The following is a 23,967-nucleotide window of genomic DNA, read 5'->3' as shown; positions in this document are numbered from 1 at the left end:
TCGGGCCGGTCTGGATTTTGGACGTGATTCCGGCCTTGGGAGGATATGCAAGCGCAGGACCTTGCCCCCTGTCAACGCAAAACCCCTGCATATGGCGCGGACACGCCACTTATCCACAAGATATTGCGTTCTCATAGCTCAGACTTGCGCTACCGCCCTGTCCTGGCCCACGATATTGCAGCGCACGCGCCAAGCCCATATGCTGCAGAAATCTTCACGCCGTTGTCCCGGAACGCCGCGCAATGTCCAACCCGATTGCCTTGCTCTTGGCCGGTCTCGCCGCCGGCACCGGCCTGGGGGCCCTGGTCACCGCCACGGTGATCGACCGCCCGGCCATGTCCAAGGCGGCGATGTCCGACGGGATCGCCCATGACCATTCCGCCCATGACCACGGCGAGGGTCAGGCGATGCACGATCACCAGATGATCGAGGCCGGCGACCCCGCGCCGACGCTGGCCATCGAAATCCATCCCGACGGCGCGCAAAGCCGCAATCTGCACATCGTCACCACGAACTTCACCTTCGACCCCGAAGGCGTGAACGGCGACAACCGTCCCGGCCACGGCCACGCCCATGTCTACATCAACGGCGTGAAACAGCCGCGCGCCTACAGCCCCTGGGTCCAGCTTGACGCGCTCCCCATGGGAACGCACGAAATCCGCGTGACGCTGAATGCCAACGATCACGGCCACCTTGCCACGAACGGCACCCCGATCGAAGCCGTGACCACCGTGACCATCGAATAGGTCCCCGCCATGCTCATCATCGAACAGGCCAACCCCAAGGCCCCCGGCCCCCGCGCCCTGCTGGAGCAAAGCCACGCCATGATGCGCGCGCTTTTTCCGCCCGAAGACAATTATTTCCTCGACCTGGAAGAGCTGCGCGGGCCCGGCATCTGCTTTTTCGCCGCCCGGGACGGGGCCGAAACGCTGGGCACCGGGGCGCTTGCCTTCAAGCGCGGCTATGCCGAGATCAAGTCGATGTTCACCTCTCCCGCCGCCCGCGGCCGCGGCGTCGGCGCCGCGATCCTGCGCGCGCTCGAGGACGAGGCCCGCGGCGACGACGTGCCCGTTCTGCGGCTCGAAACGGGCGAGGTCCTCGACGCCGCGATCCGTCTTTACGAACGGCACGGCTTCACCCGGTGCGGCATCTTCGGCGACTACCGCCCGAACGCCACGAGCGTCTACATGGAAAAGGCCCTGACCGCGCCCACGGATCAGAACGGGTAACAGATCAGCTCGCCGCCCTCCGCGTCCAGTTCGAAGGCGTCGCATTCAAGATACGTCTCGGGCCGCCGCGGCGCCGGGGCGCCGCCGCCGCAATCCAGCGTCGCCCGCATCATCGCCTGGTCTCCGGTCAGACGGTCCACCCGGCAGCCGCTGACCGCCTCGATGGCCAGCACCGCGGGCACGCCCACGCTGGACAGCCGGAACGCAGGCTGCGCGTTCAGCCGGACCGCCTCGGCCCTGCGGCCCTCCACCCGGATATCGAACACCGACGCGCCTGCCTCGATACGGACCGGCGCGACACCGGAAATTTCCGGGCTGGCCGTGTCGCAGGCCGCCAGGGCCGACAGCGGTATCAAGAGCAACGGACGCATCGCGCGATCATCGCCGATCCATGGTTAAGAAACAGTAACCAATGGCTTTTTCGCGCCCGCCCTAACGCGAGGGACCGCGATTTGTTTCATGCGAAAGGCGCATTCTTTTTCTCGCCTTCACAGGAACGTGTCCGGGGGTCCCCCGCGTTGATCATGCAGATACCATATGACGAAGGAGGAACATCATGAAACTGATCGGCAGCACAGCCATCGCAATGGCCCTGGCCGCAACCACCGCGTTCGCGCAAAGCGACTCGAACGAGGAAATGGACACCGACACCGGCAACACGCAGGTTGAGTCCAGCACCGGGATGAACAGCTCGGACAACAGCGCCGACGCCAGCGGCAACATGCAGACCGAAGGCGATTCCGACAAGACCGCCATGAATGACAGCGGCCTGGACTGGGACAAGTCCAGCGAAGAAATGAGCCAGATGCAAGGCGAGTTGATCCGCAGCCGCGACATCACCGGCGGCGCGGTCTACACCACCAACGAAGCCAACGACGAAGGCGAAAGCTGGGACATGGCCGAGTATGACGAAGTCAACTCGGAATGGAACCAGATCGGCGAGATCGAAGATCTCGTGATGTCCAAGGACGGCAAGCTGACCGGCATCATCGTCGAAGTCGGCGGTTTCCTCGACATCGGTGACAAGCACGTCATGCTGTCGGTGAAGGACGCCAAGCTCGTCCCCGTCGACGACATGAGCTACACGTTCGTCACCCGCTTCAACGAAGAAGACATCGAGGCCATGAACAGCGTCGACGAAGGCTTCTGGAACTAAGCCGGGACACGTATCGTGTTTTTGCCGCCGCCCCTTGCCGGGCGGCGGTTTGCGTTTGCGCAACCGCTGGGCCTGGAGGCTCTTCCACAGCTGGTGCACAACAAAGCGCGGTCGCCAGGCCGGTGTCGCCAGGCCGGTATGGCCGCCGCCCACGATGGCCACGTCCGTCACCACGTCGCCCGCATCGGCCCGTCGCTCTCCGGCTCCTCGGCCGAATCGTCCCACAGGGATATGCCGGGCTCTGCCCCGCCATGGCTGTCGCCTCGCGCCGCGTTCCGCCGCGGCAGCGTGAAACGCGCACGGTCCAAGCTCGATATCGCAGGCGGCGCGACGGTGCACCGCCCTGCACCTTTCCCGCAGCGCGTCCGCCCATCCACTGACGCCTTGCAATTTAACCGTTCCAAAAATACTCAAATCCCAACGCCACACAGGGGAGCCTCCACATGCCCAAAACGCGCCTTCTCACCGAATTCGGCATCGGCTCGTCCCTGCGCCACCGCGATTACACCGCCGCCGCCCGCCGCGCGTTGCAGGACGCGCTCTGGCGCAACTCCATCAACCTCGCGGAGCTTTTCGGCCAACCGAAAGAGGCGATGATCATCGACGTGGAAATCGCCGCGCCGGACCCCGACGCCGTCGACACCGCCGCTTTGTCGGACGTCTTCCCCTACGGCCAGGTCACCGTCACCGCCCACAAGGGCGGCCTCGACGTGCCCCGCCCGGACGGCGGCACGCCCACGGTCATCGTCAACGCCGCCATCAATGTCAGCCTGAACCTGGAGCCCGCGAAGTGACCGATCACCGCTTCATCATCGAAATGGGCATGGGCAACGACCAGTACGGCATGGATTATCAAAAGGCCGCCGCCCGCGCGATCGAATCCGCCATCCGCCGCTCGGCGATCCCGATGTACGCGACCACCGCGCTCGACCCCTCGCAGATGCGCGTGCAGGTCACCATCGGCGTGCAGGAGCCGGACAAGCTCGACACGGATGCGCTCGCCACTTGCCTTCCGCGCGGAAACGCCACCGTCACGGCCACGTTCGGCGGGCACAATGTGGTGAACCCCGACACCGGCGACACCATCGTCATCGCCACCGCGGCGGTCGAGGCGTTCCTGCCCGACCAGTCCGGCAACTACACCGCCGGTTAAGGTGCCGCGTCATCCTTGGACGTGATCCGAGGATCTCCCGCCCCTTGCGGTACGCTTGCCCCCTATCGCCTCCGGTCATATGATTTGACCAATTCAATCCCGAGGCGCCTCATGCCGTTCCAGAAAGTCACGCCCGAAAAACTCTCGCTCGCGGTCACCCGCCAGATCGAGAAGCTGATCCTGCGCGGCATCCTGCGCCCCGGCGAACGCCTGCCCTCGGAACGCGAACTTGCCGACCGCTTCGGCGTCTCCCGTCCGTCCCTGCGCGAGGCCGTGGCCGAGCTTCAGCAGAAAGGCCTGCTGACCACACGCGCCGGCGCCGGCATCTTCGTGGCCGACGTGCTGGGCAGCGCCTTCTCTCCCGCCCTCATCGAGCTTTTCGCCAGCGATGACGAGGCCGTCTTCGACGTCATCGCCTTCCGCCGCGACATGGAAGGCCTCGCCGCCGAACGCGCCGCCCGGCTCGCCTCCGACACCGACCTCGAGGTCATCGCCGCCACCTTCGCCCGCATGGAGCAGGCCAAGGGCCGCGCCAATCCCGAACGCGAGGCGCGGCTCGATGCCGAGTTCCACATGGCCATACTGGAGGCCAGCCACAACGTGGTGATGCTGCACATGATGCGCTCGATGTTCCAGCTCATGCAGGACGGCGTGTTCTACAACCGCAAGGTCATATTCAACCAGTCCACCAGGCGCTCCAGCCTGCTGGACCAGCACCGTGCCATCCGCGACGCGATCCTTGCCCGCGATCCCAAAGCGGCCCGCGCGGCGGTCGAGACACATCTCGATTTCGTCGAACGGGCGCTGACCGACCAGCGCAAGGCCGAGGCCCACGAACACATCGCCCGCCAGCGCCTGGAACACGAGAACCGCCGGTGAACCCTTCCCGAACATCGTAGGGTGGGTGGTTCTGCGCAATGCGCAGGTTCACCCACCGCTGCGCCGGGCGCCAAGCACATCAGGGCCTGTCGCGCCCTGCCGAGCTTCCTTTCAAGGGTGTTCACAAACCGCCTAAATTTTACCAATTGATAAAATTTTGAACTGTGCAATACTTTCTCCAAAGCGTACAGCCACTGGAGCCCTCCATGAGCCATTCCGCCCTGACCCCCGGCATCACCTCCGGCCGCCTGTCAGAGGACGACCTCGCCCGCAATTTCTCCGATCTGCATCCACCGCTTGACCCGCACGAGGCGCTGGTGGCCGCCGATCGTTGCTATTTCTGCCACGACGCGCCCTGCATTACGGCCTGTCCCACCGATATCGACATCCCGCTCTTCATCCGCCAGATCGCCACCGGCACGCCCGAGGCCGCCGCGAAGACGATCCTGAGCCAGAACATCCTCGGCGGCATGTGCGCCCGCGTCTGCCCGACCGAGACGCTCTGCGAACAGGCCTGCGTGCGCGAAGCCGCCGAAGGCAAGCCCGTCCTAATCGGGCAACTCCAACGCTACGCCACCGACACCCTTCAGGCCGCGGGCACGCATCCCTTCGCCTGCGCGCCGGAAACGGGCAAGTCGGTCGCCGTGGTGGGCGCGGGACCGGCCGGTCTGGCCTGCGCCCATCGTCTGGCGATGCACGGCCATGCCGTCACGCTCTATGACGCCCGGCCCAAGCCCGGTGGCCTCAACGAATATGGCATCGCCGCCTACAAGACGGTCGACGGTTTTGCCGAGCGCGAGGTCGACTGGCTGATGCAGATCGGCGGGATCACCCTTGAAAACGGCAAGGCCCTCGGCTCCGACCTTTCCCTCGACACCCTGCGCGAGCGCTTCGACGCGGTCTTCCTCGGCATCGGCCTGGGCGACGTCAACTCGCTCGGCCTCGACGGCGAGGACAAGACCGGCGTGCTCGACGCGGTCGATTTCATCTCCGATCTGCGCCAGGCCAGCGACCTGCGCCAGCTTCAGGTGGGCCGCGACGTGGTCGTGATCGGCGGCGGCATGACCGCCATCGACGCCGCCGTGCAGGCTAAACTGCTGGGCGCGCTCAACGTCACGCTGGTCTATCGCCGTGGCCGCGACCGCATGAACGCCAGCGTCTTCGAGCAGGACCTCGCCGCCTCCAGGGGCGTGCGCATCATCACGAACGCCACGCCCCGCGCCCTCCACGGCAACGGCACCGTCCGCGAGATCGAGTTCGAGTACACCGACGACGCGCTCGTCCCCACGGGCGACACCATCCGCATCCCCGCCGACCAGGTGTTCAAGGCCATCGGTCAGGCGCTCGCCGGCGACGCCCTGCCCGATCTCGACGGCCGCAAGATCGCCGTCACCGGCCCGGGCCGCACCTCGGTTGCCGGCGTCTGGGCGGGGGGCGACTGCGCCGCGGGCGGCGACGACCTGACCGTGACGGCGGTGGCCCAAGGCCGCGACGCCGCCGAAGACATCCACGCGACCCTCAGCGCCTGAAGGAGCGAGACATGGCTGACCTGACCACGAACTTCATCGGCATCACCTCGCCCAACCCCTTCTGGCTGGCCTCCGCCCCGCCCACGGACAAGGAATACAACGTCCGCCGCGCCTTCGAGGCCGGCTGGGGCGGCGTGGTCTGGAAGACACTCGGCGAGGAAGGCCCGCCCGTCGTCAACGTCAACGGACCGCGCTATGGCGCGATCTGGGGCGCCGACCGCCGCCTGCTGGGACTCAACAATATCGAACTGATCACCGACCGCCCTCTGCAAACCAACCTCGACGAGATGACGCGGGTGAAAAAGGACTACCCCGACCGCGCCCTTATCGCCTCACTCATGGTCCCGGTGGACGAGGACAGCTGGAAGTCCATCCTCGACCGCGTTCTGGAAACCGGCTGCGACGGGGTGGAACTGAACTTCGGCTGCCCGCACGGGATGTCCGAACGCGGGATGGGCTCCGCTGTGGGCCAGGTGCCGGAATATGTGGGCCAGGTCACCGAATGGTGCAAGAAACACTCCGATCTGCCCGTCATCGTCAAGCTCACGCCCAACATCACCGACGTCCGCAAACCCGCCCAGGCGGCCAGGGACGGCGGCGCCGACGCGGTCTCGCTGATCAACACGATCAACTCGATCACCTCCGTCAACCTCGACAGCTTCGCGCCTGAGCCCACCATCGACGGCAAGGGCGCCCATGGCGGCTATTGCGGCCCCGCGGTGAAACCCATCGCCCTCAACATGGTGGCCGAGATCGCCCGCACGCCCTCGCTCGCCGGTCTGCCCATTTCAGGCATCGGCGGGATCACCACCTGGCGCGACGCGGCCGAATTCATGTCGCTGGGGGCCGGCAATGTGCAGGTCTGCACGGCGGCCATGACCTATGGCTTCAAGATCGTGCAGGAGATGATCTCCGGCCTGTCGCAGTTCATGGACGAGAAGGGCTTCACCTCGACCGATCAGCTTGTCGGCCGCGCCGTGCCGAACCTTTCGGACTGGCAGCACCTCAACCTCAACTACGTCACCAAGGCCCGGATCGACCAGGACCTCTGCATCAAGTGCGGCCGCTGCTATGCCGCCTGCGAGGACACCTCGCACCAGGCCATCTCGATGTCCCCGGACCGCACGTTCGAGGTGATCGACGCCGAATGCGTCGCCTGCAACCTGTGCGTCAATGTCTGCCCGGTCGAGAACTGCATCACGATGGAAGAGCTGGCCCCCGGCACGACCGATCCCCGGACCGGCAAGACGGTGCAGAACGACTACGCCAACTGGACCACCCACCCAAACAACCCGGGAACCTGCGCCGCAGAATAACCACCCCAGATTCTTCGTACGAAGAATCTGAACCCCCAGAAAATTCGTACGAATTTTCTGGGGGTCACCCGCACGGAATCAAAACACGATCCGGATGGGCCCCGCATGGCAAACGACGATCATCTGGTCGCCGGTTTCAATCAGGTGAAACCCCCGCCTGCGCACTTCGCGCTCGAACGCGTCGCGGCCGACCTCGCGCTCCACCCACCGACGCGAGCGGCGCACGACAGCACCCTTGCGCGCGGACTGGCTCGAGAAAAGTTGCGCCACCCAGGGCGCGGCGGGAACGGAACGAATGATCTGCGTCATGCCGCGACCCTGCCGCCATCCTGGTAAAAATCAGGTTAAGGCTTCTGCGCCCGCAGGCACCGCAGCGCCCCACGCTTCCCCGGGCCACCCGAAGCGTTGCGCCTGTGGCCGGCGGCATCGGCCAAATGCGAAACGCGTGCACCGACCGAATGGTGCGTGGCATCTCACGGGTCAGCCGCGATTCGGGCGTGTCGGATAACGCATCAATCCCCGGCTTTGACGGCAGAAGGTTCTGCCCCGTTCAACGCGTCCTCGCCACCCATCTCGATCTTCAGAACCGCGATCATCTCGCGCAGGTCGGTGATGTCGCGCGCCGCGCGCGACTGCTCCAGCCGCGTGCTGGCCCGCAGCAGGTCCTGCTGCCGTCCGACCAGTTCATACTGCGCCGCGACCAGTTGATCGCGCGGCGTCTCTTGGCTCTTGATCCGCGCGTCGAGCACGCTTTCGCCCGACGCCCTGGCCGGCAATCGCGATATCGCATCCCGCCCGGGCCGCAGGCTTGCCTCCGCGCGCGGCCCGTCCCCGCCCGTGGCGTTATCGGAATTGTTGCCGCTCGCACTGCTTTCCGCCGACCCCGAGGCGCTCTTGACGGCAAGTTTCTGAAGGTTCTGCCCGGCGCCGGCCGGCACCGAAGGCAGGAAGGTCACAGGGGCTGGTCCTGTGATGTTCATGTGTCCACTCCAAACACGGGGGATCGCTAGATCCGGCACCCGCACCCAACGAGCACCATAGCACGGCCCGGGCGCATCCCGCGACGGCAATTTAGGCAGCATTTTATGCGTCTCGTGCCACGCGCGTGCGTCAGACTGCCAGCGTCCGGCGATAAAGTGCATCCAGAAATACCGACGCCTCGCCATGCACGTCCCGCCCGTCCATCAGCGCCTGAACCTGCGCGTCGAAATCCGCGTAATGCTGCGTTGTGGCCCAGATCGAAAAGATCAGGTGCCGCCCGTCTACCGGCTTCAACCGTCCTGCCGCCGTCCAGGATTCGATCAGCGCCGCGGTATCATCCACCAGCGGTTTCAGATCGGTCCCAAGACCCGCCCCGATCATCGGCGCGCCTTGCAGGATCTCGTTGGCGAAAAGCCGGCTCTCGCGCGGAAACGCCCGGCTCATCTCCAGCTTGCGATGCACGTAGCGCAGGATCTCTTCCAGCGGCTCACCTTCCGGATCGATCTCGCGCATCGGGTCCAGCCACGTGTCCATCAGCCCGTTCAGCAGCGTGACATGGATCTCCTCCTTGCCGGCAAAGTAATACAGGATGTTGGGTTTCGACAGCCCCGACGCCTCGGCGATCTGGTCCAGCGTCGCGCCCCGGAATCCATGCATCGAGAACACGTCCAGCGCCGCGTCTAAAATGCGCTTGCGGTTGCGCAATTGTATCCGGCTCGGCTTGACGCCACCCGCCGCCTGCGTCCCGTCTTCCATCGCGCCTCTCACGTTTCACTGCCCGAAGATTTAGCATCACCCGGCCCGAATTGGCCAGTTACAGGTGCAATGCTTGACAGACCCGCCCCGCTTCGCAATCGTGCTTTTACCATTTGGTAAAAAAGTGGCAACCGGGATGGCAGCCAATATCGCGTCCACCCGTGCTATGATACGACACACAGGGGGACAGCGATGACCGCACCGGGCCAAAATCTTAAGATCAACGGCGACCGGCTCTGGGACAGCCTGATGGAAATGGCCAAGATCGGCCCGGGCGTCGCGGGCGGCAACAACCGTCAGACCCTGACCGACGAGGATGCCGAGGGCCGCGCGCTGTTTCAGTCGTGGTGCGAGGCGGCGGGCCTGAGCATGGGCCTCGACACCATGGGCAACATGTTCGCCCGGCGCGACGGCAACGACCCCGACGCGCTCCCCGTTTACGTCGGCTCCCACCTCGACACGCAGCCCACGGGCGGCAAGTATGACGGCGTCCTTGGCGTTCTGGGCGGGCTGGAAATCATCCGCACCCTCAACGACCTCGGCATCAAGACAAAACACCCCATCGTCGTCACCAACTGGACCAACGAGGAAGGCACGCGCTACGCCCCCGCCATGCTCGCCTCGGGCGTCTTCGCCGGCATCCACGACCAGCAATGGGCCTATGACCGCGTCGATGCCGACGGCAAGGCATTTGGCGACGAGCTTGACCGCATCGGCTGGAAAGGCGACGAGCCGGTGGGGGATCGCAAGATGCACGCCTTCTTCGAGCTGCATATCGAACAGGGCCCGATATTGGAGGCCGAAGGCAAGGATATCGGCGTCGTCACCCACGGCCAGGGGCTCAACTGGACGCAGGTCACCATCACCGGCAAGGACAGCCACACCGGCTCCACTCCGATGCCGATGCGCAAGAATGCCGGCCTCGGCATGGCCCGCGTGCTCGAAAAGGTCGAGGAGATCGCCTTGTCCCACGCCCCGCATGCCGTCGGGGCCGCCGGGCATATCGACATCTATCCCAACTCGCGCAACGTGATCCCCGGCAAGGCCGTCTTCACGGTCGATTTCCGGTCGCCCGACAAGGCGGTGATCGAGGACATGGTCACAAGGATGAAAGCCGCCGCAACGGAGATCTGCGACGACATGGGGCTGGAGGTGGCGTTCGAAGTCGCCGGCGGCTTCGACCCGGTGGAGTTCGACGAGGGCTGCGTCACCGCCGTGCGCAACGCGGCAGAGCGTCTTGGATATTCGCACATGAACATCGTCTCGGGTGCCGGCCACGACGCCTGCTGGATCAACCGCGTCGCCCCGACCGCCATGGTCATGTGCCCCTGCGTCGACGGGTTGTCGCATAACGAGGCCGAGGAGATCTCCAAGGACTGGGCCACCGCAGGCACGGACGTCCTGATGCACGCGGTGGTGGAGACGGCGGAGATTGTGGAGTGACATCCTCCCACACTCACCCCGTCCCGGGCTTGACCCGGGACCTCTACCTCAGGGCAAGAGGCCCCGGATCAAGTCCGGGGCGGGATTCACGCTTTGGAAACCATATCGCGCCACTCCTGACGCATGGCGCATTTCGTCTACATCTTAGCCTCCCGTCCGGGCGGTGCGCTCTACACCGGTCGCACTTGCGACCTGCGCAACCGGGTTGCGGCACACCGAGCCGGGTTTTCGAAACACACGTCGAGATACAAGATCGACCGCCTCGTCTGGTTCGAAGAGCACGAGGACTTCGCAACCTCTTTGCAACGCGAACGCAGCCTCAAACGCTGGAATCGCGACTGGAAAATAGCGCTCATCACGCAGTCCAATCCGAACTGGCACGATATCACCGCCCAGATCCCCTCCTGAGTCCGGCAAAGGTTCCGGCTCAAGGCCGGGACGGGCAACGAGAGGGAGACACAAAATGACCACCAAAGTCATCAAGAACGGCACCGTCTGCACCGCAGACCGCACGTGGAAGGCCGATGTCCTGATCGAGGACGAGAAGATCAAGCAGATCGGCGAGGACCTGAAAGGTGATGAGACCATCGATGCGGAAGGCGCCTATGTGATCCCCGGCGGCATCGACCCGCACACCCATCTGGAAATGCCCTTCATGGGCACCACGGCGGCCGAAACCTTCGAAACCGGCACCTGGGCCGCGGCCTGTGGCGGCACCACGATGCTTGTGGATTTCTGCCTGCCCGGCGCGGACGGCTCCATCAAGAACGCCATCGAGGAATGGCACCGCAAATCCGCCCCGCAGATCTGTTCCGATATCGGCTACCACATGGCGGTCACCGGCTGGAACGAGACCATCTTCAACGAGATGAAGGATGCCGTCGACATGGGCGTCAACTCCTTCAAGCATTTCATGGCCTACAAGGGTGCCTTGATGATCGAGGATGACGAGATGTTCGCCTCCTTCAAGCGCTGCCGCGAGTTGGGCGCGCTGCCCATGGTCCATGCCGAGAACGGCGATCTGGTGGCCGACATGCAGCAGGAGATGCTGTCCAAGGGCATCACCGGCCCCGAGGGCCACGCCTATTCCCGCCCGCCCGAGTTCGAGGGCGAAGCCGCCAACCGCGCCATCACCATCGCCGATGCCGCCGGCGTGCCGCTCTACATCGTGCACGTCTCCTGCGAACAGGCGCACGAGGCCATCCGCCGCGCCCGCCAGAAGGGAATGCGCGTCTATGGCGAGCCGCTGGCGCAGTTCCTGACTCTCGACGAGGGCGAGTATTTCAACACCGATTGGGACCATGCCGCCCGCCGCGTCATGTCGCCCCCCTTCCGCAACAAGGAACACCAGGACAGCCTCTGGGCGGGCCTTCAGGCGGGCTCGCTCCAGGTCGTCGCAACCGACCACGCCGCCTTCTCCACCGAGCAAAAGCGCATGGGCGTCGACGATTTCACCAAGATCCCCAACGGCTCCAACGGGCTGGAAGAACGCATGCCGGTGCTCTGGACCCGTGGCGTCGAAACAGGCCGCCTCACGCCCAACGAATTCGTCGCGGTCACCTCCACCAACGTCGCCAAGATCCTCAACATCTACCCCAAGAAAGGCGCGATCGTCGAAGGGGCCGACGCCGATATCGTGGTCTGGGACCCCAAGATCACCAAGACGATCTCGGCCTCCAACCACCATTCGATCCTCGACTACAACGTGTTCGAGGGCTTCGAAGTCACGGCCAATTCCCGCTACACCCTCTCGCGCGGCGAGGTCATCTGGGCCTGGGGCCAGAACTCCCAGCCCCAGCCCGGCCGAGGCCGCTTCGTCCCCCGCCCCGCCTTCCCCTCGGCGCATGAGGCGCTGTCGAAATGGAAGGCCCTGACCGCGCCCAAGATGATCGAGCGCGATCCGCTGAATATTCCGGCGGGGATATAGACTTTGGAGACCGGACACGAAGTCGTGCTTGGGACCGGGGCGCTACGCACTTGTCTGCGCGAGCCGATCCACGACTTATTCTGGGCGAGTTTCCTCTTGGATCAAGCAGCCCAAGCACACCTGATCGGAGATTATGAGGTCGCGTCCGAGCTGATCTCGCAGACCAACACCCAGACGATCAGAGAGTACATCAAATCCTTATGGGGAGCATACAATCAGTACAACTCGCCAACCCCCGCCGCAGTACAACGCCGGCAGGCAAAGCGCCCCGTGATCGACAGCGGACTCAAAGAACGGATGCCGCCTAAGGCAATATGCATCGAAGTGATACGCAGAGACGGCTACACATGTCGATACTGCGGGATACCGGTAATCCCCAAGCGAGTGCGAGAGCTTTTGCACCGTCTGTACCCGGAAGCATTGCCATGGGGACGAAAGGAAATCGAGCAGCACGCCGCATTTCAAGCGCTGTGGTTGCAGTTCGATCATGTGACGCCGTTTTCAAACGGAGGCAGCAACGATTCTGACAATATCGTGGTATGTTGTGCTGGCTGCAACTTTGGGAAAGCTTTTTGGGGACTTGAGGACCTGAACCTGTCCAATCCGTTTGAACGCGCACCAATAGCGTCAAGCTGGTCCGGTTTGTCCGAACTCATCGAGGCTCCTTACTAAAATGGCTTTCTATTCTTTTCACAACTCATCGCCTGTTGAGCACTCCACTCGCGAACCATCTCAAAGATCCAATAAAGCCACACGCTCAACATCCCAGCGGGCATTCAACCCCATGCCCCTCACCCTCGCCCTCCTCCTGCTGGCCAGCCCCGCCACGGCCCAGCTGGCCGCCCCGCTCGGCAATCCCGACGGCTGTGCCCGCATCCTGGGCGAGGACGGCACCAAGAAAAACGAGGTTGCCATCGTCGCGGGCCACCTCAACCTGCAGGGCGCGATCTGCCAGATCACCGCCGTGCAGACCGGCACGCTCATGGCCACCTGCCCCGGCGACGCCGACAGCCGCAAAAAGGTGCTCGGCATCGCCCGCAGCGCCGATGGCACCGGTGTCACCCTGACCTTGCCCGACGGCTCGCTTGAAAACCTGGCGCCTTGCGAATGAGCCACGCCCACATGCGCCCGCGCCATTGCCCGCAAATTCATCATGTGCCCGCATCACAGGCAACTGACGCTGGGACCCGCCTTGACACTGCCGGGCGGGGTGGGATTGTTCCCTGCAGCCGCCGCATAACCCGGCCCGGAGACACGACACCGTAATGCAAGACGTTCAAGCCACATCGACCCCCATCCCCGTGATTGCCGCCCGCGACCTGTCCCTGACCTTCCAGACCAATGACGGGCCCGTGCATGCGCTCAAGGATGTGACGCTGGACGTCGAAAAGGGCGATTTCGTCTCCTTCATCGGGCCTTCGGGCTGTGGCAAGACGACCTTCCTGCGCTGCATGGCCGATCTCGAACACCCCACCGGCGGCAACATCTCGGTCAACGGCATGACCCCCGCCGAGGCCCGCCAACGCCGCGCCTATGGCTATGTCTTCCAGGCCGCAGGCCTTTACCCGTGGCGCACCATAGGCGGCAATATCCGCCTGCCGCTGGAGATCATGGGCTATTCCAAGACCGACCAGCAAAGCCGCATCGCCCGCGTGCTGGAGTTGGTGGACCTCGCCGGGTTCGAAAAGAAATTCCCCTGGCAACTTTCGGGTGGAATGCAGCAACGCGCCTCCATCGCCCGGGCGCTGGCCTTCGACGCGGACATACTTTTGATGGACGAACCCTTCGGCGCACTCGACGAGATCGTCCGTGACCACCTCAACGAACAACTGCTTCACCTTTGGGACCGGACGAACAAAACCATCTGCTTCGTCACCCACTCGATCCCCGAAGCGGTGTACCTGAGCACGAAAATCGTCGTCATGTCCCCACGCCCGGGCCGGATCGCCGACGTGATCGAAAGCTCCCTGCCCCGCGAGCGCCCGCTCGACATCCGAGACACGCCGGAATTCCTCGACATCGCCCACCGCGTCCGCGACGGGCTACGCGCGGGGCACAGCTATGAGGAGTGAGACCTCACTCCACGCTCCGGCCCTGATCCGGCAGCCTGCCCCGGACTTGATCCGGGGCCTCCTCCTCGCCGCCGGCTCAGAGGCCCCGGCTCGGTGGCCGGGGCGGGGCGTTCTCTGATGCGCAACATCATTCCCGTCCTCACGGTCGTCGCGACCCTCATCGCCCTCTGGTACGCGGGCGCGGTCGCCCTCAACGCGCCCTGGGCCTATGACAAGGCCGCGCGGGCCGAAGTCACGCTGACCTTCCCCGAACTGGTGGCCGACACCTGGTCCCAGGAAAAGCCCAAGCTTCCCGCCCCGCACCAAGTGGCGACCGAGATGTGGAACACCACCGGCGCGATGATCGCCAGCGGGCGGCCCTTTTCCAAGCGCTCGCTGATCTACCACAGCTGGATCACCTTCAGTTCCACTGCGCTCGGCTTCCTGCTGGGCACCGCTCTCGGCACGCTTCTGGCCATCGGGATCGTCTACAACCGCACCATGGACATGAGCGTCATGCCCTGGGTCATCGCGTCCCAGACCATCCCGATCCTCGCCATCGCGCCGATGATCATCGTGGTGCTGAACGCAGTCGGCATCTCCGGGTTGCTGCCGAAAGCCATGATCTCGATGTACCTGTCGTTCTTCCCGGTCGTCGTCGGCATGGTGAAGGGCCTGCGCAGCCCCAGCCAGATGCAGCTCGACCAGATGCGCACCTGGAACGCCAGCCGCTCCCAGACCTTCTGGAAGCTGCGCCTGCCGTCCTCCATGCCCTATTTCTTCACCTCGCTGAAGATCGCCATGGCCGCCAGCCTCGTGGGCGCCATCGTCGGCGAACTGCCCACCGGCGCCGTCGCGGGCCTCGGCGCGCGCCTTCTGGCCGGCAGCTATTACGGCCAGACCATCCAGATCTGGAGCGCGCTGATCATGGCCGCCACGCTGGCCGCCATACTCGTTGGCCTCATCGGCCTCATCCAGCGCATCACGCTCAAGCGCATGGGAATGGCAACATGAGCTGGCTGATCGCAGGGGCGCTGATCTGGGCCGTGGGCTGGTGGATCAACACGCAGCTGGCCCGCCACCCGCAGAACACCGCCGCACAACTGGCCGCCCCAATCGTCTTCGGGGCCACGCTCATCGCCGTCTGGGAATGCCTCGTCTGGGGTTTGGGCATCAAGCTCGCCCTCCTGCCCGCCCCCAGCGTCATCGCCGTGACCTTCGCCAATTCCCTCAACATCCTCTGGGGCGATTTCCTCCAGACCGCCATCAAGGGCGCGCTGACCGGCTACATCCTCGGCTGCGGCGCCGCGTTCCTGACGGCCATCGCCGTCGACCGCTCCGATTTCCTGAAACGCGGGCTGCTTCCGGTAGGCAACTTCGCCGCTGCCCTTCCCATCATCGGCCTCGCCCCCATCCTCGTGATGTGGTTCGGCTTCGACTGGCAGTCCAAGGCCGCCGTGGTCGTCGTCATGGTGTTCTTCCCGATGCTGGTGAACACCGTGCAGGGCCTCGCGGAGGCCGACGCCATGCAGCGCGACCTGATGCGCACCTACGCCGCCGGCTACTGGACCACGCTTCTGAAACTCCGCCTGCCCGCCGCCATGCCATTTATCTTCAACGGGCTCAAGATCGGCACCACGCTCGCGCTCATCGGCGCCATCGTGGCGGAGTTCTTCGGCTCGCCGATCCAGGGCATGGGCTTTCGCATTTCCACCTCCGTGGGCCGCCTCGCGATGGATCTCGTCTGGGCCGAGATCGTCGTCGCCGCCCTCGCCGGCTCGGGATTTTACGGCGCGGTCGCCTTGATCGAGCGCGCCGTCACCTTCTGGCACCCGTCACAACGGGGCCGGACATAACCAAAGCAAACCAGAACAGGGAGAAGACAATGAAACATCTCACCACCACACTCGGCCTCGCCGCCGCCACCCTCTGGGGTGGCATGGCCCAGGCCGCCGACGACGTCACGCTGCAACTCAAATGGGTGACGCAATCGCAATTCGCGGGCTACTACGTCGCGCAAGACCAGGGCTTCTACGAAGAGGAAGACCTGAACGTCACCATCAAGCCCGGCGGGCCCGATATCGCCCCCGCCCAAGTTATCGCCGGCGGCGGCGCGGACGTGATCATCGACTGGATGCCCTCGGCCCTGGCCAGCCGCGAGAAAGGCTTGCCCCTCGTCAACATCGCCCAGCCGTTCAAAAGCTCCGGCATGATGCTGACCTGCCGCAAGGATACCGGCATCGAAGGCCCCGAGGATTTCCGTGGCAAGACCCTCGGCGTCTGGTTCTTCGGCAACGAATACCCGTTCCTGTCGTGGATGAGTCAGCTGGAGATCCCGACCGAGGGCGGCGAGGACGGCGTCACCGTGCTGAAACAGGGCTTCAACGTCGATCCCCTGCTCCAGAACCAGGCCGCCTGCGTCTCGACCATGACCTACAATGAATACTGGCAGGTCATCGACGCCGGCCTCACGCCCGAGGACCTCGTGGTGTTCAAGTACGAGGACCAGGGCGTCGCCACGCTTGAAGACGGCATGTACGTACTGGAAGAAAACCTCGAGGACCCCGCCTTCGCCGACAAGATGACCCGCTTCGTCCGTGCCTCGATGAAAGGCTGGAAATGGGCCGAGGAAAACCCCGACGAGGCCGCGATGATCGTGCTCGACAACGACGCCACCGGCGCCCAGACCGAAGAGCACCAGAAGCGGATGATGGGCGAGGTGGCCCAGCTGACCGCCGGCTCCAATGGCGCGCTCGACCCGGCCGATTTCCAGCGCACGGTGGACTCGCTCCTGTCGGGCGGCTCCGACCCGGTGATCACCAAGGACCCGGGCGAGGCCGCCTGGACCCACCAGATCACGGACGAAGCCCTGAACTGAGGCCTTTCGCTCCGAAACGACCGCGTTTCGCCTGTCGCCGTCCCACCGGGCAACAGGCGAAACGCCCAGAGGCTTTGCTTGCGGGCAATGGTCGTCGGGGGGCCTGCTGCCAGACCCGACAGAAGCTGTTGCGCGAGGCGTCGCGACCGCTGGCGCCGTAAACAGTAAGTTTCTTGGTTAATGAAAAACATCGCTCACGGTTTCGTGATATACTGTGTGAGCTATCACAGATGAGTCGCACCCATTTCGCTGCGCATTTTTTGATGAATTAGGGCTCTGAACGCCCACTGAATATGTTTTGCGCGTCGTAAGCGCGACACAAGGTGAGGGGAAGCCACGTGTCACAATTTGCCAGCATACTGCCTCGGCCCGCAGACGGGACCGGGTCGAATACCGGGAATCCGGACTGGGGGTCGACGGGCACGCATCTGTTGCGCATCGCTCCGAAGGACCTTGGCCCGAATGGCGAAATGTCCGGCGCGGACAGGCTCGGCGCCCGCGAGGTCTCCAACGCGGTGGCGGCGCAATCCGCCGATACCGAGAACGCGGCAGGCGCTTCGGATTTCCTGTGGGTCTGGGGCCAGTTCATCGACCACGACATCTCGCTGACCGAGGCCGGCTCGACCAAGTACGAGCCAATCGACGTCCCCGCGGGCGACCCCTATTTCGACCCGTACCACACCGGCTCCGCCCAGATCCCGTTCTTCCGTGTCGATCAGCATGACGGCGTCTACGCGAACGAGATCACCAGTTTCATCGACGCCTCCATGATCTATGGCTCCGACGCCGGCACGCTGGCCGTGCTGCGCGTGGACGGGGGCAAGCTGCTGCTGGACGAGAACCAGCGGCTCGTGCTGGACGGTGACTCGCTGATGACCGGCGACGTGCGTGCCGCGGAAAACGTGATGCTGTCCTCGATGCACACGATTTTCACCCGCGAGCATAACCGCATCGTCGATGAACTGGCCGCAGCCGACCCGACGCTGACCGATGACGAACTCTTCAACACGGCCCGTGCTCATGTCGAGGCCCTCGTTCAGGCCGTCACCTTCAACGAATTCCTGCCGATCCTCGTCGGCCCGGACGCCATTGCCGCCTATGACGGCTATGACCCGACGGTGAACCCCGGCATCTCGGTCGAGTTTTCCACCGCCGTGTTCCGGCTCGGGCACACGCTCCTGTCCTCGAACCTTCAAAGCGTGGCCGAGGACGGCACGGTCGGCCCGTCGCTGGCCCTGCGCGACGCCTTCTTCCAGCCGGCACTGCTCGATCAGCCTGACCTGATCGAGAAAGTGTTGCGCGGCGCGGCCACCCAGGCGGCCCAGGCGCTCGACACCGAAGTGGTCGAAGACGTGCGCTCCTTCCTGTTCGGCCCGCCGGGCGCGGGCGGGTTCGATCTCGCCGCGCTCAACATCCAGCGCGGCCGCGACCTCGGCATCGCCAGCTACAACGACCTGCGCGAGGCGCTGGGCCTTGCACGGGCCACGACCTTTCAGGAAATCACGTCCGACACCACGCTGGCGGCCAAGCTTGCCGCGGTCTACGGCTCCGTCGACCTGGTCGATGCCTGGATCGGCGGCCTGGCCGAGGATCCTCTCGAAACCGGGCTCCTGGGCGAAACCTTCCACATCATGGTGGTCGACCAGTTCTCGCGCCTGCGCGACGGCGATCCGTTCTGGAGCGAGGCCCGCGACGGGCTCACCGACGCGGCGCGCGCGGCGCTCTGGGACACGACCCTCAGCGACATCATCCTGCGCAACACCGATGTGGGGGCGCTGCAACACGACGTTTTCGCCGCCATGGAGCGCAGCATCGGCACGGCGGACGCGGACGTGCTGAAAGGCAGCGCCCGCGCCGACTTCATGTTCGGCGGGGACGGCAACGACATTCTCCGGGGGCGCGACAACCGCGACGACCTGCAGGGCGGCGCGGGCGCCGACCGGCTCTTTGGCGGCGACGGCGAAGACACCCTGACGGGCGGCGACGGCAATGACCGGCTCTTTGGCGGCGAGGACGACGATATCCTGACCGGCGGCAATGGCAACGACCGTCTTTCCGGCGGCAATGGTCAGGATACCCTGACCGGCGGCAACGGCAATGACCGCCTCTCGGGCGGCAACGGCCACGATACCCTGATCGGCGGCGACGGAAACGACCGCCTCTCCGGCGGCAACGGCCACGATACCCTGATCGGCGGCGACGGAAACGACCGCCTCTCCGGCGGCAACGGCCACGATACCCTGATCGGCGGCGACGGAAACGACCGCCTCTCCGGCGGCAACGGCCACGATACCCTGATCGGCGGCAACGGCAATGACCGCCTCTCTGGCGGCAACGGCCACGATACCCTGATCGGCGGCGACCGAAACGACCGCCTCTCTGGCGGCAACGGCCACGATACCCTGACCGGCGGCGATGGAAACGACCGCCTGTCTGGCGGCGAAGGCCGGGACTCGCTGACCGGCGGCGCAGGACACGACCGGCTCTTTGGCGGCAACGGCCACGATACCCTCACCGGCGGCGACGGCAACGACTTGCTGATGGGCGGCGCAGGCAACGATGTCGTGACCGGCGGGGCCGGCAGCGATCGCTTCGTGTTCCGGACCGCGGAGGCGGGCCACGCTACGATCACGGATTTCGAAATCGGCATAGACATTCTCAGGATCCACGAGGACTCACCCAAGACCCTCACCTCTCAGATCATCGAGGACGACCTCGTGTATCACGCAGGCGACGACTGGAGCCTGACACTGGAGGATTATTTCCTCTGACATCCCGGGTAGGGTGGGTTTCCAACCCACCATCGCCTCACCCCAGGAACACCTTGTCGCTCGGGTAGCGTACCCGCGGCCGGCTCTTCACCGCCAGGAAGAACCCCAGCGTCAGCGGCCCCACCCGGCCCAGGAACATCACCGCGATGATCACGGCCCGCCCCAGCCAGTTCAATTCGCCGGTCGCCCCGTGCGACAGCCCCACCGTGCCAAAGGCCGAGGCCACCTCGAACGCCAGGTCCCGGAACGCGATGTTCTGCGTCGCCGTCAGCACGAACAGGCTCGCGAACATCAACAGCCCGCTGATCGTCGCCAGCGCCATCACCTTCAACACTTGGTCCAGCGGCAGGCTCCGCCCGAAGACATGCAGCGCCGGCCGCCTCTGGAAGAACGCGACCGTCGCCAGCAGCATCACGATCAGCGACGTCACCTTGATCCCGCCCGCGGTCGAGGTCGACCCGCCCCCCACGATCATCAGCATGATCGTCAGCAGCGAGGTGGAATCCTTCATCGCCGCGGTGTCGATCGTGTTGAACCCCGCCGTGCGCGGCGTCACGCCCTGGAACCAGCTGGCCCACAGCTTGTCGCCCGTGCTCTCCAGCCCGGCCAGCGTGCGGGGGTTGTTCCATTCCAGCAGCGCGAAACAGACCACCCCGATCACGATCAGCCACAGCGTCCCCGCGATCATCAGCTTGGAATGCAGCGACAGCTTGCGCCACTTGCGATGCTGATAGACATCGCCCACCACGATGAACCCCAGCCCGCCGAGGATGAACATCGTGGTGACCGTCAGGTTGACCACCGGGTTGCCCACCCACTTCGACAGGCTGTCCGGCTCCAGTGCGAAACCCGCGTTGTTGAAGGCCGAGATGCTGTGAAACACCGCGTACCACAGCCCTTGCCCCCAGCCGAGCTCCGGCACGAAGACCAAGGCCAGCAGCACCGCGCCCACCGCCTCGCAGCCCAGCGCCACGTAAAGGATGATCCGCACCAGCCGGCCCAGGTTGCTGATCGTCGCCTGGTTCAGGTCCTCGCGCAGCATCACCTTGTGCGGCATCCCGATGGGAATGCCGAAGGCCGTCAGGATCAGCACCGCGAACACCATCAGGCCCAGGCCCCCGAACTGCATCAGGCAGGCGATGATGATCTGCCCGAACAGCGTGAAATCCGACCCGGTATCGACCACCACCAGGCCCGTCACCGTCACCGCCGAGGTCGCGGTAAAGATCGCCTCGCCCAGACCCACCTTGTCGTGATGCGACACCGGCAGCCACAACAGGAGCGCGCCCAGCGCCACGGTCAGGAAATACATCACCGCCAGAACCGCCGGCGGCGACAGGCTCAGACGTGTCGAGCCCAGCTTGATCGACGATCTTCGCGCCACGCTCAGAGACTCGCGGAAAAGTCGCGCAGGTTGTTGCGTTCACCCAGCATCAACAGCAGGTCACCGGCCTTCAGCGTGCAATCGTCCCCGTCCTGCCCGAGGAACTTGGTCCCCCGCATCACGCCCAGGCAGCGCAAGTCGAACTTGTCCACGTGGTTCAGCTTCGACAACGTGGTATCCTCCAGCTTTTCCGGCACCTTCAGGTTCACCACGAAGAAACCGTTGCCCAGGCCGACATAGTCGCGCACCAGCGGATTGTGCATGACCTGCGCGATGCGCTGGCCGATCTCGACCTCGGGGTGAATCACCCGGTCCACGCCGATCCGCGACAGGATGCGGTGATGGGTCCGGCTGGTGGCCTTGGCCCAGACCGCGCCCGCGCCCACCTGCCGCAGGTTCACCGCCGCGAGGATGCTCGATTCCAGGTTGTCGCCCACCGCCACCAGCGCCATGTCGACCTCGCCGATGCCCGCTTCCTTCAGGGCTTCGTCGTCGCGTGCGTCCAGGATAATGGCCTCGCCCAGCTTGTCCGCGTGGCGGCTGACGCGGGTTTCGTCGATGTCCACGCCGATCACGTGGTTGCCGAACCGTTCCAGCTCGGTCGCCACCGTGCTGCCGAAATTCCCAAGGCCGATCACGGCGAAACTGCGACTTGACATGAGGTCCCCTTCCTCTTCGCACGCAAACGCGCGGGGTCATGCGCCAGTTCCACGGACGTCGTGGAACCCGGCCCGCCGCCTGCCGTCCCGACCGACATAATCCCGCCACAATTGCCGGTTTAGCGGTCTTGGCACAACCCACCACAACATGTGCCCCGATTCCTTGAAGGATGACGTCAAAATCTTTGAAAATAAACACTTTATCGAAATGCCCCCCTGTGCTACATTTTTTCCCATAATGAATAGCCAGCCGGAAAACCGGCGGTGAACGAGGCAGAGAAAGAGCAGTTCCATGAGAACGCGAAGCAGGCAGCCCATCCGCTGGGGTCTGGTGGCTATGGCCACTATCTGGATGATGGTTATCGTACCGCTGAGCGCGGTCGCGGCCCCTTACGCAGCACTGGTGATGGACGCACGATCCGGCGAGGTGCTTCACGCGCGCAACGCCGACACCCGCCTTCACCCGGCATCCCTGACCAAGATGATGACCCTCTACGTGGTCTTCGAGGCGGTCGAGAACGGCGAAATCACGCTCGACACGCCCGTGCGCATCTCCAAACACGCGGCGTCCGAGCCGCCGTCGAAACTCGGCCTGCGGTCGGGCTCGACGATCAAGCTGCGCTATCTCATCCGCGCCGCGGCGGTCAAATCGGCCAACGACGCCGCCACGGCGCTCGGCGAGGCGATCGAAGGCTCCGAAGCCGCTTTCGCCCGGCGCATGAACCGCACCGCCAAGGCGCTCGGCATGACCCGCACCACCTTCAAGAACGCCCACGGCCTGACCGAAGAGGGCCACCTCTCGACCGCCCGCGACATGAGCCTGCTGGGCCGGCACCTGTTCTATGACTACCCCGAGTACTACAACCTCTTCTCGCGGGTCACCGCCGATGCGGGCATCAAGAAGGTCTATCACACCAACCGCCGCCTGCTGAACGATTACCGCGGCGCCGACGGCATCAAGACCGGCTACACCCGCGCCGCCGGCTTCAACCTGACCGCCAGCGCCGAGCGCGGCGGCGAGCGCATCATCGCCACCGTCTTCGGCGGCCGCTCCACCGCCTCGCGCAACGCCAAGGTGGCCGAACTCCTGGATCTGGGCTTTCGCGAGGCCCCCACCCGCGTCGCCGTGAACCGCCCGTCCAAGCCCGTCTACATGGGCAAGATCGGCCCCGGCCCGGCCGACGACGGCCATTCCGTGCCCGGCGGCGTCGGCAAGACCGTGCGCCTGGCCTCCGCCGCCGCGGTCAAGAAATCCCTGCGTCCGCAGCGCCGCCCCGGCGAGGCGATCGTGGCCGAGGCCACTCCGAACGTGGGCAACAAGGAAGACATCGAAAAGGCCCTTCTGGCCGCCGCCGAGACCATCACCGAAGAGGCCACGCCGCCCGCCGCCCAGGGCAGCACCCTGCCCACGGCGACCCCCAAGGCCCGCCCCGAGGACCTGGTCCTGGCGAGCGTCGATCCGTCTGCGGACACCACGGCAAAGGCGCAGGAGCCCGCCGGCGACCCGGTGCAAAAGGTTGTCACCCGCATTTCCACCTCGGGCGGCCGCCACTGGGGCATCAACGTGGGCCGCTATCCCAGCCAGTACAAGGCCCAGAAGGTCCTGCTGAAAACCGCCCTGAACGAGATGGAGACCCTCGACGGCTCGCTGCGCAAGGTGGTCAAACGCTCCACCGGGTTCGACGCCAATTTCATGGGAATGACCCGCGAAAGCGCGGACCTCGCCTGCCGCCGGCTTCAGGCCAAGCAGATCACCTGCTTCATGATCGATCCCGGCGCGTAACGCGCGCCGCCACGATCCGGCAAAAACAAACGCCTGCGCCCCCACCGCGCAGGCGTTTTCCATTCCGGGCCC

At 65.0% G+C, this 23,967-nt stretch carries 26 protein-coding genes; 19 read left to right on the top strand and 7 right to left on the bottom strand.

Annotation, left to right across the window (positions count from 1 at the left end; genetic code table 11):
• Positions 1-242: 242 nt before the first annotated feature.
• Positions 243-746 carry a hypothetical protein gene (locus FIU85_RS13960; RefSeq protein ID WP_152497326.1) on the top strand — a complete coding sequence of 168 codons (504 nt, stop codon included), beginning with the start codon at positions 243-245 and terminating at the stop codon, positions 744-746.
• 9 nt (positions 747-755) lie between these two features.
• Positions 756-1,229, top strand: a complete 474-nt coding sequence (locus FIU85_RS13955; protein WP_152497325.1) for a GNAT family N-acetyltransferase — start codon at positions 756-758, stop codon at positions 1,227-1,229.
• Here the strand turns inward: FIU85_RS13955 and FIU85_RS13950 are convergent.
• Positions 1,217-1,600 carry a hypothetical protein gene (locus FIU85_RS13950; RefSeq protein ID WP_152497324.1) on the bottom strand — a complete coding sequence of 128 codons (384 nt, stop codon included), beginning with the start codon at positions 1,598-1,600 and terminating at the stop codon, positions 1,217-1,219. The two genes, FIU85_RS13955 and FIU85_RS13950, sit on opposite strands and share 13 nt — an antisense overlap.
• Positions 1,601-1,785: 185 nt before the next feature.
• Here FIU85_RS13950 and FIU85_RS13945 point away from each other — a divergent pair, with 185 nt between their 5' ends.
• Positions 1,786-2,385, top strand: coding sequence for a PRC-barrel domain-containing protein (locus tag FIU85_RS13945; protein WP_254701728.1), 600 nt, complete (start codon positions 1,786-1,788; stop codon positions 2,383-2,385).
• Between the two features lie 167 nt (positions 2,386-2,552).
• On the opposite strand, the gene FIU85_RS22060 is transcribed toward FIU85_RS13945, so the two are convergent.
• Positions 2,553-2,693 (bottom strand): hypothetical protein, encoded by a 141-nt coding sequence (locus FIU85_RS22060; RefSeq protein WP_172978887.1) that lies wholly within the window; start codon positions 2,691-2,693, stop codon positions 2,553-2,555.
• A gap of 135 nt (positions 2,694-2,828) precedes the next feature.
• Here FIU85_RS22060 and FIU85_RS13940 point away from each other — a divergent pair, with 135 nt between their 5' ends.
• The 5 genes from FIU85_RS13940 (at position 2,829) to preA (ending at position 7,262) form a co-directional block, all read left to right on the top strand.
• A complete protein-coding gene (locus tag FIU85_RS13940; RefSeq protein WP_152497323.1) occupies positions 2,829-3,179 on the top strand; it encodes a Lin0512 family protein in 351 nt (116 codons plus the stop codon).
• Positions 3,176-3,538: a Lin0512 family protein gene (locus tag FIU85_RS13935; RefSeq protein WP_152493842.1), complete on the top strand. Its 363-nt coding sequence runs from the start codon at positions 3,176-3,178 to the stop codon at positions 3,536-3,538. The genes FIU85_RS13940 and FIU85_RS13935 overlap by 4 nt, the downstream gene beginning before the upstream one ends.
• A 111-nt stretch (positions 3,539-3,649) precedes the next feature.
• Positions 3,650-4,417, top strand: a complete 768-nt coding sequence (locus FIU85_RS13930; RefSeq protein WP_152493843.1) for an FCD domain-containing protein — start codon at positions 3,650-3,652, stop codon at positions 4,415-4,417.
• A gap of 206 nt (positions 4,418-4,623) precedes the next feature.
• Positions 4,624-5,946: an NAD(P)-dependent oxidoreductase gene (locus tag FIU85_RS13925; RefSeq protein ID WP_152497322.1), complete on the top strand. Its 1,323-nt coding sequence runs from the start codon at positions 4,624-4,626 to the stop codon at positions 5,944-5,946.
• 11 nt (positions 5,947-5,957) lie between these two features.
• Complete coding sequence (gene preA, locus FIU85_RS13920) at positions 5,958-7,262, top strand: NAD-dependent dihydropyrimidine dehydrogenase subunit PreA (RefSeq protein ID WP_152497321.1); 1,305 nt, start codon at positions 5,958-5,960, stop codon at positions 7,260-7,262.
• Between the two features lie 78 nt (positions 7,263-7,340).
• Here preA and FIU85_RS13915 read toward each other — a convergent pair whose 3' ends face one another.
• The 3 genes from FIU85_RS13915 to FIU85_RS13905 form a co-directional block, all read right to left on the bottom strand.
• The gene (locus tag FIU85_RS13915) at positions 7,341-7,571 is read right to left on the bottom strand and encodes an N-(5'-phosphoribosyl)anthranilate isomerase (protein ID WP_152497320.1); all 231 of its coding nucleotides are present in this window, start codon (positions 7,569-7,571) and stop codon (positions 7,341-7,343) included.
• Between the two features lie 203 nt (positions 7,572-7,774).
• On the bottom strand, positions 7,775-8,242 hold the full coding sequence (locus tag FIU85_RS13910) for a hypothetical protein (RefSeq protein ID WP_152497319.1): 468 nt from the start codon (positions 8,240-8,242) through the stop codon (positions 7,775-7,777).
• A 130-nt stretch (positions 8,243-8,372) separates the two neighbouring features.
• Positions 8,373-8,999: a TetR family transcriptional regulator C-terminal domain-containing protein gene (locus FIU85_RS13905; RefSeq protein WP_152497318.1), complete on the bottom strand. Its 627-nt coding sequence runs from the start codon at positions 8,997-8,999 to the stop codon at positions 8,373-8,375.
• A 192-nt stretch (positions 9,000-9,191) separates the two neighbouring features.
• Here FIU85_RS13905 and FIU85_RS13900 point away from each other — a divergent pair, with 192 nt between their 5' ends.
• The 10 genes from FIU85_RS13900 to FIU85_RS13855 all read left to right on the top strand — a co-directional run bounded on the left by FIU85_RS13900 (position 9,192) and on the right by FIU85_RS13855 (position 20,069).
• Positions 9,192-10,442 carry a Zn-dependent hydrolase gene (locus tag FIU85_RS13900; RefSeq protein WP_152497317.1) on the top strand — a complete coding sequence of 417 codons (1,251 nt, stop codon included), beginning with the start codon at positions 9,192-9,194 and terminating at the stop codon, positions 10,440-10,442.
• A 123-nt stretch (positions 10,443-10,565) separates the two neighbouring features.
• Positions 10,566-10,850: a GIY-YIG nuclease family protein gene (locus FIU85_RS13895; protein ID WP_152497316.1), complete on the top strand. Its 285-nt coding sequence runs from the start codon at positions 10,566-10,568 to the stop codon at positions 10,848-10,850.
• 55 nt (positions 10,851-10,905) lie between these two features.
• Complete coding sequence (hydA, locus tag FIU85_RS13890) at positions 10,906-12,369, top strand: dihydropyrimidinase (protein WP_152497315.1); 1,464 nt, start codon at positions 10,906-10,908, stop codon at positions 12,367-12,369.
• Between the two features lie 3 nt (positions 12,370-12,372).
• Positions 12,373-13,041, top strand: coding sequence for an HNH endonuclease (locus tag FIU85_RS13885; RefSeq protein ID WP_152497314.1), 669 nt, complete (start codon positions 12,373-12,375; stop codon positions 13,039-13,041).
• A 112-nt stretch (positions 13,042-13,153) separates the two neighbouring features.
• Positions 13,154-13,480 carry a hypothetical protein gene (locus tag FIU85_RS13880; RefSeq protein WP_152497313.1) on the top strand — a complete coding sequence of 109 codons (327 nt, stop codon included), beginning with the start codon at positions 13,154-13,156 and terminating at the stop codon, positions 13,478-13,480.
• 154 nt (positions 13,481-13,634) lie between these two features.
• Positions 13,635-14,441 carry an ABC transporter ATP-binding protein gene (locus FIU85_RS13875; RefSeq protein ID WP_152497312.1) on the top strand — a complete coding sequence of 269 codons (807 nt, stop codon included), beginning with the start codon at positions 13,635-13,637 and terminating at the stop codon, positions 14,439-14,441.
• Positions 14,442-14,558: 117 nt separating this feature from the next.
• Positions 14,559-15,434, top strand: a complete 876-nt coding sequence (locus FIU85_RS13870; RefSeq protein ID WP_172978886.1) for an ABC transporter permease — start codon at positions 14,559-14,561, stop codon at positions 15,432-15,434.
• Complete coding sequence (locus FIU85_RS13865) at positions 15,431-16,276, top strand: ABC transporter permease (RefSeq protein WP_152497311.1); 846 nt, start codon at positions 15,431-15,433, stop codon at positions 16,274-16,276. Before FIU85_RS13870 ends, FIU85_RS13865 begins: the two co-directional genes overlap by 4 nt.
• 29 nt (positions 16,277-16,305) lie before the next feature.
• Positions 16,306-17,298: an ABC transporter substrate-binding protein gene (locus FIU85_RS13860; RefSeq protein ID WP_368372966.1), complete on the top strand. Its 993-nt coding sequence runs from the start codon at positions 16,306-16,308 to the stop codon at positions 17,296-17,298.
• A 338-nt stretch (positions 17,299-17,636) separates the two neighbouring features.
• Positions 17,637-20,069, top strand: a complete 2,433-nt coding sequence (locus FIU85_RS13855; protein ID WP_152497310.1) for a peroxidase family protein — start codon at positions 17,637-17,639, stop codon at positions 20,067-20,069.
• Between the two features lie 37 nt (positions 20,070-20,106).
• On the opposite strand, the gene FIU85_RS13850 is transcribed toward FIU85_RS13855, so the two are convergent.
• Together FIU85_RS13850 and FIU85_RS13845 are read right to left on the bottom strand one after the other, a co-directional pair.
• Entirely contained in the window at positions 20,107-21,381 is a 1,275-nt protein-coding gene (locus FIU85_RS13850) for a TrkH family potassium uptake protein (RefSeq protein ID WP_152494584.1), read from the bottom strand.
• Positions 21,382-21,455: 74 nt separating this feature from the next.
• Complete coding sequence (locus tag FIU85_RS13845; protein ID WP_152497309.1) at positions 21,456-22,112, bottom strand: TrkA family potassium uptake protein; 657 nt, start codon at positions 22,110-22,112, stop codon at positions 21,456-21,458.
• A gap of 292 nt (positions 22,113-22,404) precedes the next feature.
• On the opposite strand from FIU85_RS13845, the gene FIU85_RS13840 reads away from it, so the two are divergent.
• On the top strand, positions 22,405-23,895 hold the full coding sequence (locus FIU85_RS13840) for a D-alanyl-D-alanine carboxypeptidase family protein (RefSeq protein ID WP_152497308.1): 1,491 nt from the start codon (positions 22,405-22,407) through the stop codon (positions 23,893-23,895).
• The last annotated feature ends 72 nt before the right edge of the window (positions 23,896-23,967 follow it).

The organism is Roseovarius sp. THAF8, assembly GCF_009363735.1.
GTDB lineage: Bacteria > Pseudomonadota > Alphaproteobacteria > Rhodobacterales > Rhodobacteraceae > Roseovarius.
The sequence above is the reverse complement of the archived record's forward strand: the minus strand, read 5'-3'. Positions and strand labels throughout refer to the sequence as shown.

Excerpts from the sequence above, each read along its gene's own strand:
- FIU85_RS13960 (WP_152497326.1), top strand. The coding sequence starts at position 243 with ATGTCCAACCCGATTGCCTTGCTCTTGGCCGGTCTCGCCGCCGGCACC.
- FIU85_RS13955 (WP_152497325.1), top strand. The coding sequence starts at position 756 with ATGCTCATCATCGAACAGGCCAACCCCAAGGCCCCCGGCCCCCGCGCC.
- FIU85_RS13950 (WP_152497324.1), bottom strand. The coding sequence starts at position 1,600 with ATGCGTCCGTTGCTCTTGATACCGCTGTCGGCCCTGGCGGCCTGCGAC.
- FIU85_RS13945 (WP_254701728.1), top strand. The coding sequence starts at position 1,786 with ATGAAACTGATCGGCAGCACAGCCATCGCAATGGCCCTGGCCGCAACC.
- FIU85_RS13940 (WP_152497323.1), top strand. The coding sequence starts at position 2,829 with ATGCCCAAAACGCGCCTTCTCACCGAATTCGGCATCGGCTCGTCCCTG.
- FIU85_RS13930 (WP_152493843.1), top strand. The coding sequence starts at position 3,650 with ATGCCGTTCCAGAAAGTCACGCCCGAAAAACTCTCGCTCGCGGTCACC.
- FIU85_RS13925 (WP_152497322.1), top strand. The coding sequence starts at position 4,624 with ATGAGCCATTCCGCCCTGACCCCCGGCATCACCTCCGGCCGCCTGTCA.
- preA (WP_152497321.1), top strand. The coding sequence starts at position 5,958 with ATGGCTGACCTGACCACGAACTTCATCGGCATCACCTCGCCCAACCCC.
- FIU85_RS13915 (WP_152497320.1), bottom strand. The coding sequence starts at position 7,571 with ATGACGCAGATCATTCGTTCCGTTCCCGCCGCGCCCTGGGTGGCGCAA.
- FIU85_RS13910 (WP_152497319.1), bottom strand. The coding sequence starts at position 8,242 with ATGAACATCACAGGACCAGCCCCTGTGACCTTCCTGCCTTCGGTGCCG.
- FIU85_RS13905 (WP_152497318.1), bottom strand. The coding sequence starts at position 8,999 with ATGGAAGACGGGACGCAGGCGGCGGGTGGCGTCAAGCCGAGCCGGATA.
- FIU85_RS13900 (WP_152497317.1), top strand. The coding sequence starts at position 9,192 with ATGACCGCACCGGGCCAAAATCTTAAGATCAACGGCGACCGGCTCTGG.
- FIU85_RS13895 (WP_152497316.1), top strand. The coding sequence starts at position 10,566 with ATGGCGCATTTCGTCTACATCTTAGCCTCCCGTCCGGGCGGTGCGCTC.
- hydA (WP_152497315.1), top strand. The coding sequence starts at position 10,906 with ATGACCACCAAAGTCATCAAGAACGGCACCGTCTGCACCGCAGACCGC.
- FIU85_RS13880 (WP_152497313.1), top strand. The coding sequence starts at position 13,154 with ATGCCCCTCACCCTCGCCCTCCTCCTGCTGGCCAGCCCCGCCACGGCC.
- FIU85_RS13875 (WP_152497312.1), top strand. The coding sequence starts at position 13,635 with ATGCAAGACGTTCAAGCCACATCGACCCCCATCCCCGTGATTGCCGCC.
- FIU85_RS13870 (WP_172978886.1), top strand. The coding sequence starts at position 14,559 with ATGCGCAACATCATTCCCGTCCTCACGGTCGTCGCGACCCTCATCGCC.
- FIU85_RS13865 (WP_152497311.1), top strand. The coding sequence starts at position 15,431 with ATGAGCTGGCTGATCGCAGGGGCGCTGATCTGGGCCGTGGGCTGGTGG.
- FIU85_RS13860 (WP_368372966.1), top strand. The coding sequence starts at position 16,306 with ATGAAACATCTCACCACCACACTCGGCCTCGCCGCCGCCACCCTCTGG.
- FIU85_RS13850 (WP_152494584.1), bottom strand. The coding sequence starts at position 21,381 with ATGTATTTCCTGACCGTGGCGCTGGGCGCGCTCCTGTTGTGGCTGCCG.
- FIU85_RS13845 (WP_152497309.1), bottom strand. The coding sequence starts at position 22,112 with ATGTCAAGTCGCAGTTTCGCCGTGATCGGCCTTGGGAATTTCGGCAGC.
- FIU85_RS13840 (WP_152497308.1), top strand. The coding sequence starts at position 22,405 with ATGAGAACGCGAAGCAGGCAGCCCATCCGCTGGGGTCTGGTGGCTATG.